Here is a 16,960-nt window from a genome sequence, read left to right on the forward strand (position 1 = left end):
GGGCCCGGTCGACCGGGGTCGCGCAGCGGCCGTCCGCCCGTTGTCATGGCAGGTGCATGATCGGCCGGTCCGATGACGGGCAGCGGGACGGCACCGGGCTGTGCAACGCTGGAGGAAGCGGAACGGCCCTGCGGGAAGCGTCCGACCGGCGCACCCCCGGGCCCGATCGGCCGACGCCGGACGGTGGTGCCGGCGCCGGACCGTTGATGCGCCGTCATTCCCGCCGCGCCGACCGGCGCTCCGGGGGCCGGACTTCTCGCCAGGCGAACAGCGCCACCGGGGAAACAGCGCGAATCTCACCCCGAGACCGGGTATGAATGCAGGTGGGCGGGGTCGCAGTGCCCCGACCGGGCAGTTCGCGCGGCCGGCCGTCCCCTCAGCCGGAGCCTCTGTTCGCCGATGGCGTAGCGGCCATCAGGTGCATCGGGGCCCTCTGTGGGAACACCGTCTCCCAGCATCAGGTTGGGAATGGTGTCGGCTGGTCGCGCAGCATGATGTCCCCACGCGAGTGGGGTTGTCCGTGGGCCGCGCCGCTGAGCGGGACTAGCATGCGGAAGGACAGGGCGGGGACGGACCCCGAACTGGCCGACCGCTCTGAGGAGCGAAAACGATGTTCGAAAGGTTCACCGACCGCGCGCGGCGGGTTGTCGTCCTGGCTCAGGAAGAAGCCCGGATGCTCAACCACAACTACATCGGCACCGAGCACATCCTCCTGGGTCTGATCCACGAGGGTGAGGGTGTCGCCGCCAAGGCCCTGGAGAGCCTCGGGATCTCGCTCGAGGCGGTCCGGCAGCAGGTCGAGGAGATCATCGGCCAGGGGCAGCAGGCCCCGTCCGGCCACATCCCCTTCACCCCCCGGGCGAAGAAGGTCCTGGAGCTGTCGCTCCGCGAGGCCCTTCAGCTCGGTCACAACTACATCGGCACCGAGCACATCCTGCTCGGCCTGATCCGCGAGGGCGAGGGCGTCGCCGCCCAGGTCCTGGTGAAGCTGGGCGCCGATCTGAACCGGGTCCGGCAGCAGGTCATCCAGCTGCTCTCCGGCTACTCCGGCGGCGGCAAGGAGTCGGCGGCCGCCGGCGGCCCCGCCGAGGGCACTCCCTCCACCTCGCTGGTCCTCGACCAGTTCGGCCGCAACCTGACGCAGGCCGCCCGCGAGGCCAAGCTCGACCCGGTGATCGGGCGCGAGAAGGAGATCGAGCGGGTCATGCAGGTGCTGTCCCGCCGCACCAAGAACAACCCGGTGCTGATCGGCGAGCCCGGCGTCGGCAAGACCGCCGTCGTCGAGGGCCTGGCCCAGGCGATCGTCAAGGGCGAGGTCCCGGAGACCCTCAAGGACAAGCAGCTCTACACCCTGGACCTCGGCGCCCTGGTCGCCGGCTCCCGGTACCGCGGTGACTTCGAGGAGCGCCTGAAGAAGGTGCTCAAGGAGATCCGCACCCGCGGCGACATCATCCTGTTCATCGACGAGCTGCACACCCTGGTCGGCGCGGGCGCCGCCGAGGGCGCGATCGACGCCGCCAGCATCCTCAAGCCGATGCTGGCCCGCGGCGAGCTGCAGACCATCGGTGCCACCACGCTCGACGAGTACCGCAAGCACCTGGAGAAGGACGCCGCGCTGGAGCGCCGCTTCCAGCCGATCCAGGTCGCCGAGCCGTCGCTGCCGCACACCATCGAGATCCTCAAGGGCCTGCGCGACCGGTACGAGGCGCACCACCGCGTCTCGATCACCGACGCCGCCCTGGTCGCCGCCGCCACCCTGGCCGACCGGTACATCTCGGACCGCTTCCTGCCGGACAAGGCGATCGACCTGATCGACGAGGCCGGCTCCCGGATGCGCATCCGCCGGATGACCGCGCCGCCGGACCTGCGCGAGTTCGACGAGAAGATCGCCGAGGTCCGCCGCGAGAAGGAGAGCGCGATCGACGCGCAGGACTTCGAGAAGGCCGCCTCGCTGCGCGACGACGAGAAGCAGCTGCTCACCGCGAAGGCCAAGCGGGAGAAGGAGTGGAAGGCCGGCGACATGGACGTCGTCGCCGAGGTGGACGAGGAGCTCATCGCCGAGGTCCTGGCCACCGCCACCGGCATCCCGGTCTTCAAGCTGACCGAGGAGGAGTCCTCCCGCCTGCTGCGCATGGAGGACGAGCTGCACAAGCGCGTCATCGGCCAGAAGGACGCCATCAAGGCGCTCTCCCAGGCCATCCGGCGCACCCGTGCGGGCCTCAAGGACCCGAAGCGCCCCGGCGGCTCGTTCATCTTCGCCGGTCCGTCCGGTGTCGGTAAGACGGAGCTGTCCAAGACGCTGGCGGAGTTCCTCTTCGGCGACGAGGACGCGCTGATCGCGCTCGACATGTCGGAGTTCTCGGAGAAGCACACGGTCTCCCGGCTGTTCGGCTCCCCGCCCGGCTACGTGGGCTACGAGGAGGGCGGCCAGCTGACCGAGAAGGTGCGCCGCAAGCCCTTCTCCGTGGTCCTCTTCGACGAGGTGGAGAAGGCCCACCCGGACATCTTCAACTCGTTGCTGCAGATCCTGGAGGACGGCCGCCTGACCGACTCCCAGGGCCGCGTGGTCGACTTCAAGAACACGGTCATCATCATGACCACCAACCTCGGCACCCGGGACATCTCCAAGGGCTTCAACCTGGGCTTCGCGGCCACGGGTGACGCCCAGAGCGGGTACGAGCGGATGAAGGCCAAGGTCAGCGAGGAGCTCAAGCAGCACTTCCGGCCGGAGTTCCTGAACCGCGTCGACGACATCGTCGTCTTCCACCAGCTGTCCGAGGACGACATCATCCAGATCGTCGACCTCATGATCGCCAAGGTGGACCAGCGTCTGAAGGACCGCGACATGGGTCTCGAACTCAGCGTCGAGGCCAAGAAGCTGCTGGCGAAGAAGGGCTACGACCCGATCCTGGGCGCCCGCCCGCTGCGCCGGACGATCCAGCGCGAGATCGAGGACCACCTGTCCGAGAAGATCCTCTTCGGCGAGCTGCGCGCCGGCCACATCGTGGTCGTCGGCACCGAGGGCGAGGGCAAGGACGCGAAGTTCACCTTCCGCGGCGAGGAGAAGTCGCCGGTGGCCGACACCCCGGCGGCCGCGGTCTCGACCTCCGGGCCGGACCTGACCAAGTAACCGGTCGTACGTAAAAGGACTCGGCCCCGACGTTCCGTCGGGGCCGAGTCCTTTTCAGTTTTAAAACTGTTTAGACATCCATAACCTGTGATTTCGCCCCGCCGGAGCCTCCGGCGGGGCGTCGTGCCGCTCGTGCGGGTGCGATGGATGCCCCAACTGCGGGCCCCGCTTTACTCTTGACTGCTCGTCAGTTGATCACAGCTGCCGGAGGATAGCGTTGTGATCATGCATGGTCAAGGTCTTTCTTTTTGACCGGGGCTTGGATCAAATGTCGTCCACCTGTCTTTCATTGGTTCGCCGGCGGGCCAAGAGCCGAGCCGGCAAGGGGAGGACGTCACCACGTTGAAGATATCCAAGAGGGCCGCTGCGGCCACTGCTGCCATCGCGGTCACGGCCGCGCTCGGCACGGGCCTGCTGCCCGGGACGGCCACCGCCGCCACGCCGGCCCCTGTCTCGCACGACCCTGCCGATGCGCAGGCGCTCAAGGTCGACCACGACCTGCCGGGCCCGCTGACCGCCAAGGTCGAGGCCGAGCAGAAGGCCGCCACCGAGCAGCTCCTGGCGGGCACCGCCAAGATCGAGAAGCACGGCAGCAGCACCTCCGTGAAGCTGGGCCGCGACAAGTACGTCGAGCTGGCCCGTGAGCGCACGGACAAGATCTTCACCATCCTCGTCGACTTCGGCGACCAGGTGGACAACACCACCACCACCCCGGACGGCAAGGTCAAGTACGGCGGCCAGCCCGGCCCGGCGCACAACCTGATCGCCCAGCCGGACCGCACCAAGGACAACTCCACTGCCTGGCAGGCCGATTACAACCAGGCCCACTACCAGGACATGTACTTCTCCAAGACCGGCGACTCGCTGAAGACCTTCTACGAGAAGCAGTCCTCGGGCCGCTACTCGGTCGACGGCCAGGTCACCGACTGGGTGAAGGTGCCGTGGAACGAGGCCCGTTACGGCTCGGACTACTGCGGTGCACACGTCTGCAACAACGCGCAGGACCTGATCCGCGACGGCATCAACGCCTGGGTCGCCGACCAGAAGGCCAAGGGCCAGACGGACGAGCAGATCAAGGCCACCATCGCGCAGTACGACCAGTGGGACCGGTACGACTACGACCACGACGGCAACTTCAACGAGCCCGACGGTTACATCGACCACTTCCAGATCGTGCACGCCGGTGAGGACCAGTCCGCCGGCGGCGGCGTCCAGGGCACCGACGCGCTCTGGGCCCACCGCAGCTACGTCTACGGCGCCCAGGCCGGCAAGACCGGCCCGGACAACAACAAGCTCGGTGGCACCCCGGTCGGCACCAGCGGCCTCTGGGTCGGCGACTACACCATGCAGCCCGAGAACGGCGGCCTCGGTGTCTTCGCCCACGAGTACGGCCACGACCTCGGTCTGCCGGACCTCTACGACACCACGGGCAAGGACGACAACTCGGTCGGCTTCTGGTCGCTGATGTCCTCCGGTTCCTGGCTGGGCGACGGCAAGTCGTCGATCGGCGACAAGCCGGGCGACCTCGACGCCTGGAGCAAGCTGCAGCTCGGCTGGCTGAACTACGACAAGGCCAGCGCCAACAAGCTGTCCTTCCACTGGACCGGTCCGGCGGAGTACAACAGCAAGCGCCCGCAGGCCGTCGTGGTCGACCTTCCGAACAAGACGGTCACCACCGAGATCAACACCCCGTTCGCGGGTGCGAACGAGTGGTGGAGCGGCAGCGCGGACGACCTGAACGTCTCGCTGGTGCGTGATGTCGACCTGACCGGCAAGACCTCGGCGACGCTGAGCGCCAAGGCCTGGTACGACATCGAGCAGGACTACGACTACGGCTACGCCGAGGTCTCCACCGACGGCGGCGCCCACTGGACGGCCCTCGACGGCACCTTCAACGGCACCCCGCTGCAGAAGGACGGCGCCGACGCGCCGGGCCTGACCGGCAACTCGGGCGGCAAGTGGGGCGACCTGTCCTACTCGCTGAACGCCTACGCCGGCAAGGCCGTCAAGGTCCGCTTCCACTACACCACCGACGGCGGCCTGCACATGAAGGGCCTCGCGCTGGACAACATCGCGATCAACGCCGACGGTGCCGCGCTGTTCAGCGACGACGCGGAGCAGGGTGACAACGGCTGGACCGCCACCGGCTTCTCGCGGATCACGGGCAAGTTCTCCAAGGACTACGCCCAGCACTACATCGTCGAGAACCGTCAGTACGTGTCCTACGACACCACGCTGAAGACCGGTCCGTACGTGTTCGGTTCCGCGGCCCGCCCGGACTGGGTGGACCACTACCAGAACCAGAACGGCATCCTGATCTGGCTGTGGGACACCTCGCAGTCCGACAACAACGTGACCGACCACCCGGGCTCCGGCCTGATCCTGCCGGTCGACTCGCACCCGACCCCGATCTCCTGGGCCGACGGCACCCTGATGCGCCCGCGCATCCAGGGTTACGACTCGCCCTTCGGGTTCGAGCGCACCGACGGCCTGCAGCTGCACCGTGCCGACGTGCTCACCACGATCCCGAGCGCGGCCGGCGTCACCACCTTCAACGACCACACCAAGAAGTACTGGGACGAGAAGACCCCGTACTCCAGCGTGAAGGTGCCGGACACCCACACCGCGATCGACGTGCTGTGGAACAGCTCCAACAAGCTGGAGACCATCCTGATGGTCCGCCCGGCCTTCTGATCGGCACCCTCGGGTACTGACGGTTGACACTGCGTCGGCCCGGTTCCTCCGGCGGGAGGAACCGGGCCGACGTGCGTTCCGGCCCGTGACGTCAGAGCAGTGCCAGCAGGGCCGCCATCGCCTTGCCCACGTCCTCGGACGTCCACTCCAGGGCGGCGGCGCCCACCGTAACCTCGGTCATCGCGAGGCCGGGCGCCCCCGGCTCGTCCCAGTAGTGGAACAGCGCGATGCCCTGCTCCTCCGCGAGCCGCAGGGTGGCCTCGGTGAGGGCGTCCGCCGTGTGCGGCAGCCAGAGCCGGAACTGGTGGGTGTGCGGCGGCGACGGGTCGATCCGGGCGCCGGGCACCTCGGCCAGGGCCGCCGCGACCGTCCTGGCGTGCGCCACGTACCGCGGCAGGCGCGGGAGTTCGCGCTCCAGCCCGACGAGCGCGGAGAGCGCCGCGGGCCACTGCTGGAAGAGCTTCCCGCCGTACCGGTGCTGCCACACCCGGGCCTCCCGGGCGAAGGCCTCGTCGCCGGCCAGCAGGGCGCCGCTGAGGCCGCCCAGCGACTTGTAGCAGGAGACGTACACCGAGTCCGCCAGCGCGGCGATCTCCGGCAGCGGGCGCCCGAGGTGGACGGTGGACTCCCAGAGCCGGGCGCCGTCGAGGTGCACCCGGGCGCCGAGTTCGCGGGCGGCGGCGACCGTCTCCACCAGCTGCTCCCAGGCGGGCAGCACGAACCCGGCGTCGCGCAGCGGGAGCTCCAGCATCAGGGTGCCGAACCGCTCCTCGCAGGTGCGGAGTTCGGCCGGGGTGGGCAGCCGCGGTGCGGTGGTCGGCCAGACGGTGTGCAGACCGGTGAGCCGGGTGAGGGCCCGCCGCTCGTGCAGCTCCGGGTGGGCGAGCGGGTGCATCGCCACCATCGGGCTGCCGGTGCGCTCCGCCCAGTACCGCAGGGCCACCTGCTGCGCCATGGTGCCGGTCGGGAAGTAGACGGCGGCCTCCCGGCCCAGCAGGGCCGCCACCCGCCGCTCCAGGGCGCGGACCACCCCGTCCCCGTACACGTCGGGCCGCTCGTCGAGGTCGTGGACCCCTTCCGCGTCGGCGGCGAGCGACGCCATCCGCTCGCGCAGGCTGACCGGTCGGCTGCCCGAGAGCAGCCGGCCGCAGGACCGGAATGCGGCGTACCGCCGCTGCTGGAGTTCCTCGTTCACGGTCAGATCTTCGCCCGGACCCGTGCCCGCCGTCCCGGTCGGCGCGACCGGTCGGCACGAGAACGACGGAAATGTGCCGTACCGCTCCGCCCGCGACCGCTCGGGACCGTACGTGACCGCCCGGACGCGGGGCCGGCGCGGGCCGTGAGGGGCGTCACGATTGGCGGCCGCGGGACGGGGTACCGCGGGTGGCAGTGGTCACAGGGCAGGAGCCCGGTACGAGCGCGGGTAGTAGCGGGCGGGGCCGGTGCGGCCGGGCGGGGCGGGCCGGTCGCCGAAGGCCCGGTGTCCACCACGACGGGCCGTCGTAGGTCACACCGTTTGGGTACGTCCGGCCGAGCGACTACACCGGAGTGGTCCCCGCCAGGGAGCCGTGCGGCTCCGCTGCGCACCGCCCCTTCCGCGAGGTCCAGCCACCATGCCTTCGTTCTCCGACGCCACCCGTCGCATCGTCCGCACGGCCTCCGCCGGCACCGCCGCGGCCCTGCTCAACGCCCGTTCGCTGTCCGCCCGCGCCCTGAACGGCGGGCTGAACGGGAAGCTGCCGGGCACCTCGGCGGGCTCGCTCTCGGGCATCCGGGCGGCGGCCTCGCCGGTGCTGGGGAACCGGGCGAAGGTGGCCTCGGGCGGTGTCGCCGCGCTGGCGCTGGGCGCCCTGCTGCTGCCGGGCCACGCCGCGGCGCAGACGACCGTCCACCCGACGGTGCCGGGCAGCTCGGTGTTCACCGCGTCCGCCGCGCCGCAGCAGGAGAACCGGGTCGTGCAGGTGGCCGCGCCGAGCACCTACAAGCAGCCTCGCTCGGTCTCCTCGCAGGACTCCGTCGCGGTGGCGCACAACCTCGCCCAGCCGCCGGCCGAGCAGCCGCAGCCCGCCGCCCAGCCGCAGCCGGAGCAGGCGCAGCCCGCCCAGCAGGCCCAGCCGCAGCCCGCCCAGCCGCAGCAGGCGCAGCCCACCCAGCAGGCCCCGGCGCCGGCCCCGGCGCAGCCCTCCTGGTCCTCCCCCGCGCCCGGCGCGCCGACCAGCAACCCGTACCACAAGACCAACCACAGCTACGCGGCCGGCTTCCACACCGGTGTGGACTTCGCCGTCCGCCCGGGCACCCCGCTGGTCTCGGTGGGCGACGCCACCGTGGTGTCGGCCGGCTGGGCCGGCGCGTACGGCAACCAGGTCGTGCTGAAGCTGTCGGACGGCCACTTCGCCCAGTACGCGCACATGTCGAAGCTCGGCGTGCACGCGGGCCAGAAGGTGCACGCCGGCGACCGGGTCGGCCTGTCCGGCAACACCGGCAACTCGACCGGCCCGCACCTGCACTTCGAGATCCGCACCGCGAACCGGTACGGCGCGGTGATCGACCCGATCAAGTACCTCTCGGCGCACGGCGCGACGAACTTCTGATCGCACCCCTCGCGGGAGGACCGGCCGCCGGGGCCGCCGTCAGGAGGCGGCCGCCCCGGCGGCCGCCGTTTCGCCGGCCGAGATGCCGGACGCTATCTCCAGGGCGAGTTCGACGGCCGCCGCCATCGCCTCCGGGAGGGTGGCCGGCGGGGCCTCGACGCAGGCACCGGTGTGCTCGCCGGGCTCGCCGTGGTCCTGCTTGAGCAGGAAGAACGCCGAGTTGATCGAGAAGAGCGCCACGGTGGCGCGCAGCCGCTCCCGGAAGGTCGCGCCCGGGCCCTGGATGAGCCCGATCATCGCCAGCATCCGGTCCTTGAACTCGGAGCCGGCCGCGGAGTCCCGCAGGGCGGGCTGGTTCTCGTGGAAGAAGCGGAGCAGCGGCGCGCGGTCGGCCATGCCGGCGGCGAAGCGCCGGACCAGCTCGTCGCGGACCTCCGGCGACCAGGGCCGGTCGCGGCCCCAGGCGATCGCCTCGTCTATCGGCGCGGCCATGGATTCGACGATGCCGTGGACGATGTCGTCCTTGGTCTTGAAGTGGTAGTACAGCGCGGCCTTGGTGACGCCGAGGCGGTCGGCGATCTCGCGCAGCGAGGTCTTCTCGTACCCCTGTGAGGCGAAGAGTTCCAGGGCCACCTCGATGATGCGCGCTCGGGTGTCGCTGCGGGGGCTCTGGGTCGTACTCATCGCTGGGTGGCCTGCCTCGTGGCTGCGGTGGGTGGCGGTGGCGCTCCGGCTCCGGCGCACCTCCAGGGTCCATTCTCCCTGCCCGGGGGCGGTCCGCCGAAACCGGCTTGACGTCCGGCTGGGGGACAACTTACCGTGCGACCCGACCGATAACTAGCCGGTCGACAAGTAAGTAAGCCGCGGACCACGCGGCCGAGCCGCTCCCGGGGAGATTCTCGATGTCACACCAGCAGGTAGAAAAAGCTGCGGACGGTCCCGCAGCCGACGCCGCGGGGGCGGTCGACGCCCTCCCCCGCTCGCCGCGCGAGATCCGGCTGGTGATGATCGGCCTCGTCGTCGCGATGCTGCTCGCCATGCTCGACAACCTGATCGTCGGCACCGCGATGCCGACCATCGTCGGCGAGCTCGGCGGCGCCGAGCACCTGTCGTGGGTGGTCACCGCCTACACGCTGGCGACCGCGGCCTCGACCCCCGTCTGGGGCAAGCTCGGCGACATGTTCGGCCGCAAGGGCACCTTCGTCCTGTCGATCGCGATCTTCCTGGCGGGTTCGGCGCTGTCCGGCCTGTCCGGCTCGATGGGCCAGCTGATCGCCTTCCGCGCCGTGCAGGGCCTCGGCGCCGGCGGCCTGATGGTCGGCGTGATGTCGATCATGGGTGCGCTCGTCCCGCCGCGCGACCGCGGCAAGTACCAGGGCATGTTCGCCGCGGTGATGGCGCTCGCCACCATCGGCGGCCCGCTGATCGGCGGCTTCATCACCGACCACCTGAGCTGGCGCTGGACGTTCTACATCAACCTGCCGCTCGGCGTGCTCGCGCTGGCCTTCATCGTGATCACCCTGAAGCTGCCCACCGTCCGCTCCACCGCGCGGATCGACTACCTGGGCGCGCTGCTGCTGACCGTCGGCATCACCTCGCTCGTCCTGGTCACCACCTGGGGCGGCTCGGAGTACGCCTGGGGCTCCAAGCAGATCCTGGGTCTCGGCGCGCTGGCCGTCGCCACCCTGATCGGCTTCTGCTACGTCGAGCAGCGCGTCGAGGAGCCGATGCTGCCGCTGACGCTCTTCAAGAACCGCAACTTCACCCTGGTCTCGGTGATCGGCTTCATCGTCGGTTTCGCGATGTTCGGCGCGGTGACCTTCCTGCCGCTCTACCAGCAGACGGTGCAGGGCGCCTCGGCGACCAACTCCGGCCTGCTGCTGATGCCGATGATGTTCGGCATGCTGGTGGTCTCGCTGGTGGTCGGCCAGGCCATCACCAAGACCGGCAAGTACCGGATCTACCCGATCATCGGCACCGCGGTGATGGCGGGCGGCTCGCTGCTGCTCTCCACCCTCGGCACCGAGACCAGCCGGTTCACCTCGGCCTGCTGGATGGTCGTGCTGGGCGCCGGCATGGGCTTCCTGATGCAGGTGACCATGCTGGTCGCGCAGAACAGCGTCGAGCTCAAGGACATGGGCGTGGCCTCCTCCACCGCCACGCTGTTCCGCACCATCGGCGGTTCGATCGGTGTGGCGCTCTTCGGCGCGCTCTTCAACCACCAGGTCACGCAGACCATGCAGGAGCGGCTCGGCGGCGCGAAGATCGGCAACCTCGGCCAGATGGGCCCCGCGGCGCTGCGCAAGATGGGCCCCGCCCAGCAGGACGCCTACCACCACGCCGTCGCCAACGGCATGCACACCGTCTTCCTCTGGGGTGCCGTGATCAGCCTGGTCGCGGTCGCCGCGGCGGTCTTCCTGCGCGAGGTGCCGCTGCGCAGCGGCGCGGCGCAGAAGCCGGAGACGCAGCTCGAAGCGGTCTGATCCCCGCACGACGACGGGGCCCGCCCGGCACGTGCCGGGCGGGCCCCGTCCGTTGCTCCGGGCCGGTCAGCCCGGCAGCCGGTAGACGCCCTGGGCCACCGGCTCGACCAGGCCGTCGGCGACCAGGCCGTCCAGGGCCCGGGCCCGCTGCACGGCGTCCGGCCAGACGGCGTCCAGCCGGGCCTGCGGCACCTCGCCGTGCGCCTCGCGCAGCACGGCCAGCAGCTTGCCGCGGACCTGGCGGTCGGTGCCCTCGTAGGTCTGCCCGCGGCGGGCCGGACCCTCGTAGGGCGGGCGGCCGGCCTTCTGCCAGGCGCAGTCGGCGAACAGCGGGCAGTCGGCGCACACGGGTCCGCGCGCGGTGCAGACCAGCGCGCCGAGCTCCATCACGGCGACCGCCCAGGTCGCCGCCCGGTCGTCGCCCTCGGGCAGGTACGCGGCGGCGGTGCGGCGCTCGGCGGCGGTGGTCGCCTGCGCCGGGTACTCCACGCCGGTCACCGCCCGGGCGAACACCCGGCGGACGTTGGTGTCCAGCACCACGTGGCGCTGGCGGAAGGCGAAGGAGGCGACGGCGGCCGCGGTGTACTCGCCGACGCCGGGCAGCGCCAGCAGCGCCGCGTGGTCCTCCGGCACCCGCCCGCCGTGCTGCTCGGTGATGGCCACCGCGGCGCCGTGCAGCCGCAGCGCGCGCCGCGGGTAGCCGAGCCGGCCCCACATCCGAACGGCCTCGCCGGGGGCGTCGGCGGCCAGCTCGGCCGGGGTGGGCCAGCGCTCCATCCAGGCCGCGTAGGCGGGCAGCACCCGCTTCACCGGGGTCTGCTGGAGCATGAACTCGCTGACCATCACCGCCCAGGGCGTGGCGGTCGAGTCCCGCCAGGGCAGGTCGCGGGCGTTGGCCTCGTACCAGCCGATGACGGCGGAGTGCAGCCGGGAGGGAGTGGCGTTGATGGCAACCATGGCACTGCCGATCCTCCCACGCCGCCGACGGCGGCCCGACCGGATCGCCCGGGCCGCCGGGGCCGGGGCCGGCCGGGCTCAGAGGCCGAGGTCGTCCAGTTCCTTGAGCAGCGCGGCCCGCGGACTCTCCGACGGCGTGCCGGGCGCGGCCGCGCCCCGGGCGGCCACGGCGGCGGCGGACCCCGGCCCGGCGTCGGTGTCACCGACGCGGAGCGTCCGCGAGCCGCGGTCGCGCAGCAGCCAGGCGCCGAGCAGGCCGCCCACCAGTCCGCCGAGGTGCCCCAGCCAGCTCACGCCCGGGGTGCCCGGCACCGCGGTGGTGAGGATGTAGGCGAACGAGGCCGCCATCACCAGGCCGACCAGGCTGTCGATGAGGTTCCGGTCGATCACGCCGCGCAGCACCACGTAGCCGAAGTAGCCGTAGATCAGGCCGCTCGCACCGACCGTCACCATCTGCTCGCTCTCGAAGAGCCAGACGGCGGCGCCGCTGGTGAGCGCCACCAGCAGGGTCAGGCCGAGGAACTTCTTCACCCCGCGGTAGGCGGCGAGGAAGCCGAAGACGAACAGCGGGCCCGAATTGCTCTCCACGTGCTGCCAGTTCACGTGCAGCAGCGGGGCGGCGAGGACGTCCGGGAGCCGCTCGGGCCGGTGCGAGCGGATGCCGAAGTCGAGGGTGAGCGCGTAGTCGCCGAGCCAGTTGGCCAGTTGCAGGGCCCACACCGTGCAGAGGAAGGCGAACATCACGAAGAACGCCCGCCGCGCCTCGGCGACGGTTCGGGCCGGGTCGGATTCGGTGCGCTGCACGGTCGCCATGACGCGACTATAGGGGGCGGTCAGGGGCCGGGACAGGCCTCCGGAGCGGCCGGAAAGGCCCTCGCCCGTCCGGAGCAAATGGCGGATCATGTGAAGGAAGTGATCCCCGTACAGTGTTGATGCATCAACGGGTGCACACAGTCTCGTAGAGTTTGCGCGTGCCCTCTCTGCGTCAACCCGTGGGACCGTTGCCCGCCTCGATCTACTGGCGACGGCGTCTTGTCGTGCTCGTCGCGCTGGCCGTCGTCGCGGCGCTGGTGATCTGGCTCCTCACCGGACCGGGCGACGGCGGCGGCCAGGGGCAGAAGAAGACCTCGCAGGCCGCCCCGGTCCAGTCGATCACGCCCGGCGCCAGCCCCTCCGGCTCGGCCATCACCTCGCGCCCCGGCGGCACCGGCGGTACGGGCGGCGGTGCCGCGGCGGCCGGTGGCACCGGCGCCTCCGGCGGGGACGTCAGCCTCTCCACCGGCGGTACGGGCAGCGGCAGTTCGGACGGCGCCGGCAGCACCGCGGGCGGCACGGACGGCTCCGCGGCGGGCGGCACCGGCAGCGGCACGGGCGGCGGCCAGCCGCCGACCAACACCCCCGACGTGATGGCCCTGCCGGCCTGCGCGGCCTCCCAGGTCTCGCTGGAGCTGGCGAGCGGCCTCAACTCGTACACCGTCCAGGTCAAGCCGCGGTTCTCGCTGACCGTCCGCAACACCTCGGGCACCGGCTGCCGGGTGGACCTCGGCCGCACGGCGTCGACGCTGACCGTCACCGCCAGCAACGGCGAGCGGGTCTGGTCCTCGGGCGACTGCCCGGCGAACCGGCAGGCCACCTGGGTGCAGCTGGCCGCCGGGGCGGGGCTGACCGAGAACTTCACCTGGAGCCGCAACCGCAGCAAGCCGCAGTGCGCCTCCGCCGACGGCACCGCGGCCGGCGCCGGCAACTACCTCGTCCAGGCGGCCCTGGCCGGCCCGGCCGGCGGCCCGGTCTCGGCCCGGACCTCCATCCGCCTGGAGGACTGAACCACCGGTACCGCGACGGCCCGTCCCCGACACCTCGGGGACGGGCCGTTGCGCATGGTCGCGGGCACCCGGTGCGGCGGTTTTCGGCCGGTCAGGCACCGTGCGGTGTGACGGGCGTGTGTCGGCCGTCCGACGCGGCGTCACCGGCGGGTGTCGGCGGCGGCGGTGCGCCCCGGTACGTCCCGGTTCGCGGGCCCGAATGCTGCACGCCTGTGTGAAGCCTGTGCGGTGTCGGGAAAGCCTCTTTGTCGCGGACCTGCCGGACGGCAGAGTGGTGGCAGCAGCCGGCCCGTCCGCCCCACCGGACGGGCCGGTGGTGCTCCGGCCCCGCGGCGGGGCCGGGGGCTCAGACGTAGCGTTCGAGGATCGACGACTCGGCCAGCCGGGAGAGCCCCTCGCGCACCGAGCGGGCCCTGGTCTCGCCGACGCCCTCGACCGTCTGCAGGTCGTCGATGCTGGCCGCCAGCAGCTTCTGCAGCCCGCCGAAGTGCTCGACCAGCCGCTCGATCACGGTGTTCGGCAGGCGGGGCACCTTGGCGAGCAGCCGGTAGCCGCGCGGCGAGACCGCCGAGTCCAGCGACTCCAGCGAGCCCGAGTAGCCGAGCGCCTTGACCACCGTCTGCAGGTCGAGCAGCTCGGCGTGGGTGAGCGCCTCCAGGTCGGCGAGCACCTCGGTGACCGTCCGGCCCCTCTTCGCGGCCCGCTCGGGGAAGTAGTCCCGGGCGACGAGCTCGCGCTCCGGCTCCACGCCGGCGATCAGCTCGTCCAGCTGCAGCGAGAGCAGCCGGCCGTCGGTGCCGAGCTCCAGCACGTAGCCGGCGATCTCGGCGGCGATCAGCCGGACCATCTCCAGCCGCTGGACGACCGCGGCCACGTCGCGGACGGTCACCAGGTCCTCGATCTCCAGCGCGGAGAGCGTGCCGGCGACCTCGTCCAACCGGAGCTTGTACCGCTCCAGGGTGGCCAGCGCCTGGTTGGCGCGGGAGAGGACGGTGGTGGAGTCCTCCAGCACCCGGCGGCTGCCGTTGACGTACATCGCGATCAGCCGCATCGAGTGCGAGACGGCGACCACCGGGAACCCGGTCTGCCGGTTCACCCGCTCGGCGGTGCGGTGGCGGGTGCCCGTCTCGTCGGTCGGGATGGCGGAGTCGGGCATCAGGTGCACGCCGGCCCGGACGATCTTGGTGATGTCCTTGTCCAGGATCACCGCGCCGTCGAGCTTGCAGAGCTCGCGCAGCCGGGTGGCGGTGAACTCGACGTCCAGCACGAAACCGCCGGTGCAGAGCGACTCCACGCTCTTGTCGAAGCCGAGCACGATGAGCCCGCCGGTGTTGGCCCGCAGCACGCGCTCCAGGCCGTCCCGCAGCGCCGTGCCGGGCGCGATCGCACTGAGGGAGGCCCGCAGCAGGGCCTCCTCGCGGGGGGACCTGTCCGCCCGGTCGCTGGCTGCCACGTGACTCCTCCGGTCGAGCCGGACCGCGTGGCGCGGCGCCCGACGGTCTCTCGCTTATTACTGCACCGATTACCGATTGCCCATTAGACAGGGCAAAGTCTAACTGCGTGCGGCAATAGCGGGGCCGGAGTCAGTCGAGTTCGTCCGCCCCGACCGGCTCCCAGCCGTCCATCAGCTCCTCCGGGTGGGCCGGGACGTAGGCCTGCAGGGCCGCCCGGGCCGGGTCACCGGCACCGCCGCGGGGGGCGGCGACCGGCGGGGCGGACGGCTCCTGGCGGGGCCGCGCGGGCCGGCGGCGGCCCGGGATCGCCCGCAGCGCCTCACCGATGTCCGACACCTCCACCACCTTCATCCCCGGCGGCACCTTGCCCGGGTCCGGCGGGACGAGCGCGTGGGTGAAGCCCAGTCGGTGCGCCTCGGCGAGCCGGCGCTGCACGCCCGTCACCCGGCGCACCTCGCCCGCCAGACCGACCTCGCCGATGGCGACCAGGTTGCTCGGCAGCGGGGTGTCGGAGGAGGAGCTGGCCACCGCCAGGGCGATGGCGAGGTCCGCGGAGGGCTCGGTGAGCTTCACGCCGCCGACCGTCGCGGTGTAGATGTCCTGCTTGCCCAACTTCACCCCGCCGTGGCGCTCGACGACCGCCAGGATCATCGCGATGCGCGGCGACTCCAGGCCGGAGGTCGTCCGGCGCGGCGAGGGGATCTGCGAATCCACCATCAGCGCCTGCACCTCGGCGACCAGCGGGCGCCGGCCCTCCAGGGTGACGGTCAGGCAGGTGCCCGGCACCGGCTTGTCACGCCTGGTCAGGAACAGCCCGGACGGATCGGCGAGGCCCGCGATCCCCTCGTCGTGCAGCTCGAAGCAGCCGACCTCGTCGGTCGCCCCGTAGCGGTTCTTGACCCCGCGGATGATCCGCAGCCGGGCGTGCCGGTCGCCCTCGAAGGACAGCACCACGTCGACCAGGTGCTCCAGCAGGCGGGGGCCGGCGATCTGGCCGTCCTTGGTGACGTGGCCGACCAGCAGGGTCGCCATGCCGCGCTCCTTGGAGGCCCGGATCAGCGCGTTCGCCACCTCGCGGACCTGGGCCGGGCCGCCGGGCGCGCCGTCCAGCTCGGCGGAGGCGATGGTCTGCACCGAGTCGAGGATCAGCAGCCCCGGGTTCACCGCCTCGATGTGGCCGAGGACCGCCCCGAGGTCCGACTCGGCGGCCAGGTAGAGGTGCTCGGAGAGCGCGTTGATCCGGTCGGCGCGCAGCCGGACCTGGCCGGCCGACTCCTCGCCGGTGACGTACAGCGTGCGGTGCCGGTCGCTCGCGGCCTTGGCGGCCACGTCCAGCAGCAGGGTGGACTTGCCGACGCCGGGCTCGCCCGCGAGCAGCACCACGGCACCGGGCACCAGGCCGCCGCCGAGCACCCGGTCCAGCTCCGGCACACCGGTGGTGCGGGCCGTCGCCACCTGGCCGTCGACCTGGCCGATCGGCTTCGCCGGGGAGCTGACCGGGCCGGCCGCGGTCGTCCGCAGCGGGACGGCGCCGTACTCCTCGACGGTGCCCCAGGAGTTGCACTCCGGGCAGCGGCCCACCCACTTGGGGAGCTGGTTGCCGCACTCGGTGCAGCGGTACGCCGGGCGCGGCTTGGCGGTGGTCTTGGTGCGGGCTGCCATGCGGCCAACCGTAGCCGGTGGGTCCGACAACGCGGGCCGGGCCGGTCCGCGGCGGCCCGCGGCCGGCCCACGACACGGGGGGGCACGGGGCATCCGGACGGCGTGCGAGGGCCGGATGCGCGCGGGGTCACGGGTGAGTCGGTGCTGTTACCCGAAAGAAGTACAA

The 16,960-nt window shown here is 71.8% G+C and carries 11 protein-coding genes; 5 read left to right on the forward strand and 6 right to left on the reverse strand.

The annotated features are described in order from the left end of the window. Positions 1-610: 610 nt before the first annotated feature. Positions 611-3,130: an ATP-dependent Clp protease ATP-binding subunit gene (locus tag AB0O09_RS21140; protein WP_363543398.1), complete on the forward strand. Its 2,520-nt coding sequence runs from the start codon at positions 611-613 to the stop codon at positions 3,128-3,130. A gap of 342 nt (positions 3,131-3,472) precedes the next feature. Beyond that, positions 3,473-5,824: an immune inhibitor A domain-containing protein gene (locus AB0O09_RS21145; RefSeq protein ID WP_363543399.1), complete on the forward strand. Its 2,352-nt coding sequence runs from the start codon at positions 3,473-3,475 to the stop codon at positions 5,822-5,824. A gap of 91 nt (positions 5,825-5,915) precedes the next feature. Here the strand turns inward: AB0O09_RS21145 and AB0O09_RS21150 are convergent, their stop codons facing one another. Next, positions 5,916-7,025, reverse strand: a complete 1,110-nt coding sequence (locus AB0O09_RS21150; protein ID WP_363543519.1) for a beta-eliminating lyase-related protein — start codon at positions 7,023-7,025, stop codon at positions 5,916-5,918. A gap of 412 nt (positions 7,026-7,437) precedes the next feature. Between AB0O09_RS21150 and AB0O09_RS21155 the strand changes: the two genes are divergently transcribed. Further along, a complete protein-coding gene (locus tag AB0O09_RS21155) occupies positions 7,438-8,415 on the forward strand; it encodes a M23 family metallopeptidase (RefSeq protein WP_363543400.1) in 978 nt (325 codons plus the stop codon). A 39-nt stretch (positions 8,416-8,454) separates the two neighbouring features. On the opposite strand, the gene AB0O09_RS21160 is transcribed toward AB0O09_RS21155, so the two are convergent. Beyond that, entirely contained in the window at positions 8,455-9,099 is a 645-nt protein-coding gene (locus AB0O09_RS21160) for a TetR family transcriptional regulator (RefSeq protein WP_363543401.1), read from the reverse strand. Positions 9,100-9,317: 218 nt separating this feature from the next. Between AB0O09_RS21160 and AB0O09_RS21165 the strand changes: the two genes are divergently transcribed. After that, positions 9,318-10,898: an MDR family MFS transporter gene (locus AB0O09_RS21165; RefSeq protein WP_363543403.1), complete on the forward strand. Its 1,581-nt coding sequence runs from the start codon at positions 9,318-9,320 to the stop codon at positions 10,896-10,898. Between the two features lie 66 nt (positions 10,899-10,964). Here the strand turns inward: AB0O09_RS21165 and AB0O09_RS21170 are convergent, their stop codons facing one another. Continuing rightward, complete coding sequence (locus AB0O09_RS21170) at positions 10,965-11,855, reverse strand: A/G-specific adenine glycosylase (protein WP_363543405.1); 891 nt, start codon at positions 11,853-11,855, stop codon at positions 10,965-10,967. 78 nt (positions 11,856-11,933) lie between these two features. After that, entirely contained in the window at positions 11,934-12,668 is a 735-nt protein-coding gene (locus tag AB0O09_RS21175; RefSeq protein WP_363543406.1) for a rhomboid family intramembrane serine protease, read from the reverse strand. A 158-nt stretch (positions 12,669-12,826) separates the two neighbouring features. Between AB0O09_RS21175 and AB0O09_RS21180 the strand changes: the two genes are divergently transcribed. After that, positions 12,827-13,678: a hypothetical protein gene (locus tag AB0O09_RS21180; RefSeq protein WP_363543408.1), complete on the forward strand. Its 852-nt coding sequence runs from the start codon at positions 12,827-12,829 to the stop codon at positions 13,676-13,678. Between the two features lie 346 nt (positions 13,679-14,024). On the opposite strand, the gene disA is transcribed toward AB0O09_RS21180, so the two are convergent. Together disA and radA are read right to left on the reverse strand one after the other, a co-directional pair. Further along, positions 14,025-15,083 carry a DNA integrity scanning diadenylate cyclase DisA gene (gene disA / locus AB0O09_RS21185; protein ID WP_363543521.1) on the reverse strand — a complete coding sequence of 353 codons (1,059 nt, stop codon included), beginning with the start codon at positions 15,081-15,083 and terminating at the stop codon, positions 14,025-14,027. Between the two features lie 178 nt (positions 15,084-15,261). Further along, complete coding sequence (gene radA, locus AB0O09_RS21190; protein ID WP_363543410.1) at positions 15,262-16,794, reverse strand: DNA repair protein RadA; 1,533 nt, start codon at positions 16,792-16,794, stop codon at positions 15,262-15,264. Positions 16,795-16,960 lie beyond the last annotated feature (166 nt).

It is taken from the genome of Kitasatospora sp. NPDC093679 (assembly GCF_040683455.1).
In the GTDB taxonomy this organism is placed as follows: domain Bacteria; phylum Actinomycetota; class Actinomycetes; order Streptomycetales; family Streptomycetaceae; genus Kitasatospora; species Kitasatospora arboriphila.

Coding starts and splice junctions, on each gene's coding strand:
- AB0O09_RS21175 (WP_363543406.1), bottom strand. CDS start 12,668: ATGGCGACCGTGCAGCGCACCGAATCCGACCCGGCCCGAACCGTCGCC.
- radA (WP_363543410.1), bottom strand. CDS start 16,794: ATGGCAGCCCGCACCAAGACCACCGCCAAGCCGCGCCCGGCGTACCGC.
- AB0O09_RS21165 (WP_363543403.1), top strand. CDS start 9,318: ATGTCACACCAGCAGGTAGAAAAAGCTGCGGACGGTCCCGCAGCCGAC.
- AB0O09_RS21160 (WP_363543401.1), bottom strand. CDS start 9,099: ATGAGTACGACCCAGAGCCCCCGCAGCGACACCCGAGCGCGCATCATC.
- AB0O09_RS21170 (WP_363543405.1), bottom strand. CDS start 11,855: ATGGTTGCCATCAACGCCACTCCCTCCCGGCTGCACTCCGCCGTCATC.
- AB0O09_RS21140 (WP_363543398.1), top strand. CDS start 611: ATGTTCGAAAGGTTCACCGACCGCGCGCGGCGGGTTGTCGTCCTGGCT.
- AB0O09_RS21155 (WP_363543400.1), top strand. CDS start 7,438: ATGCCTTCGTTCTCCGACGCCACCCGTCGCATCGTCCGCACGGCCTCC.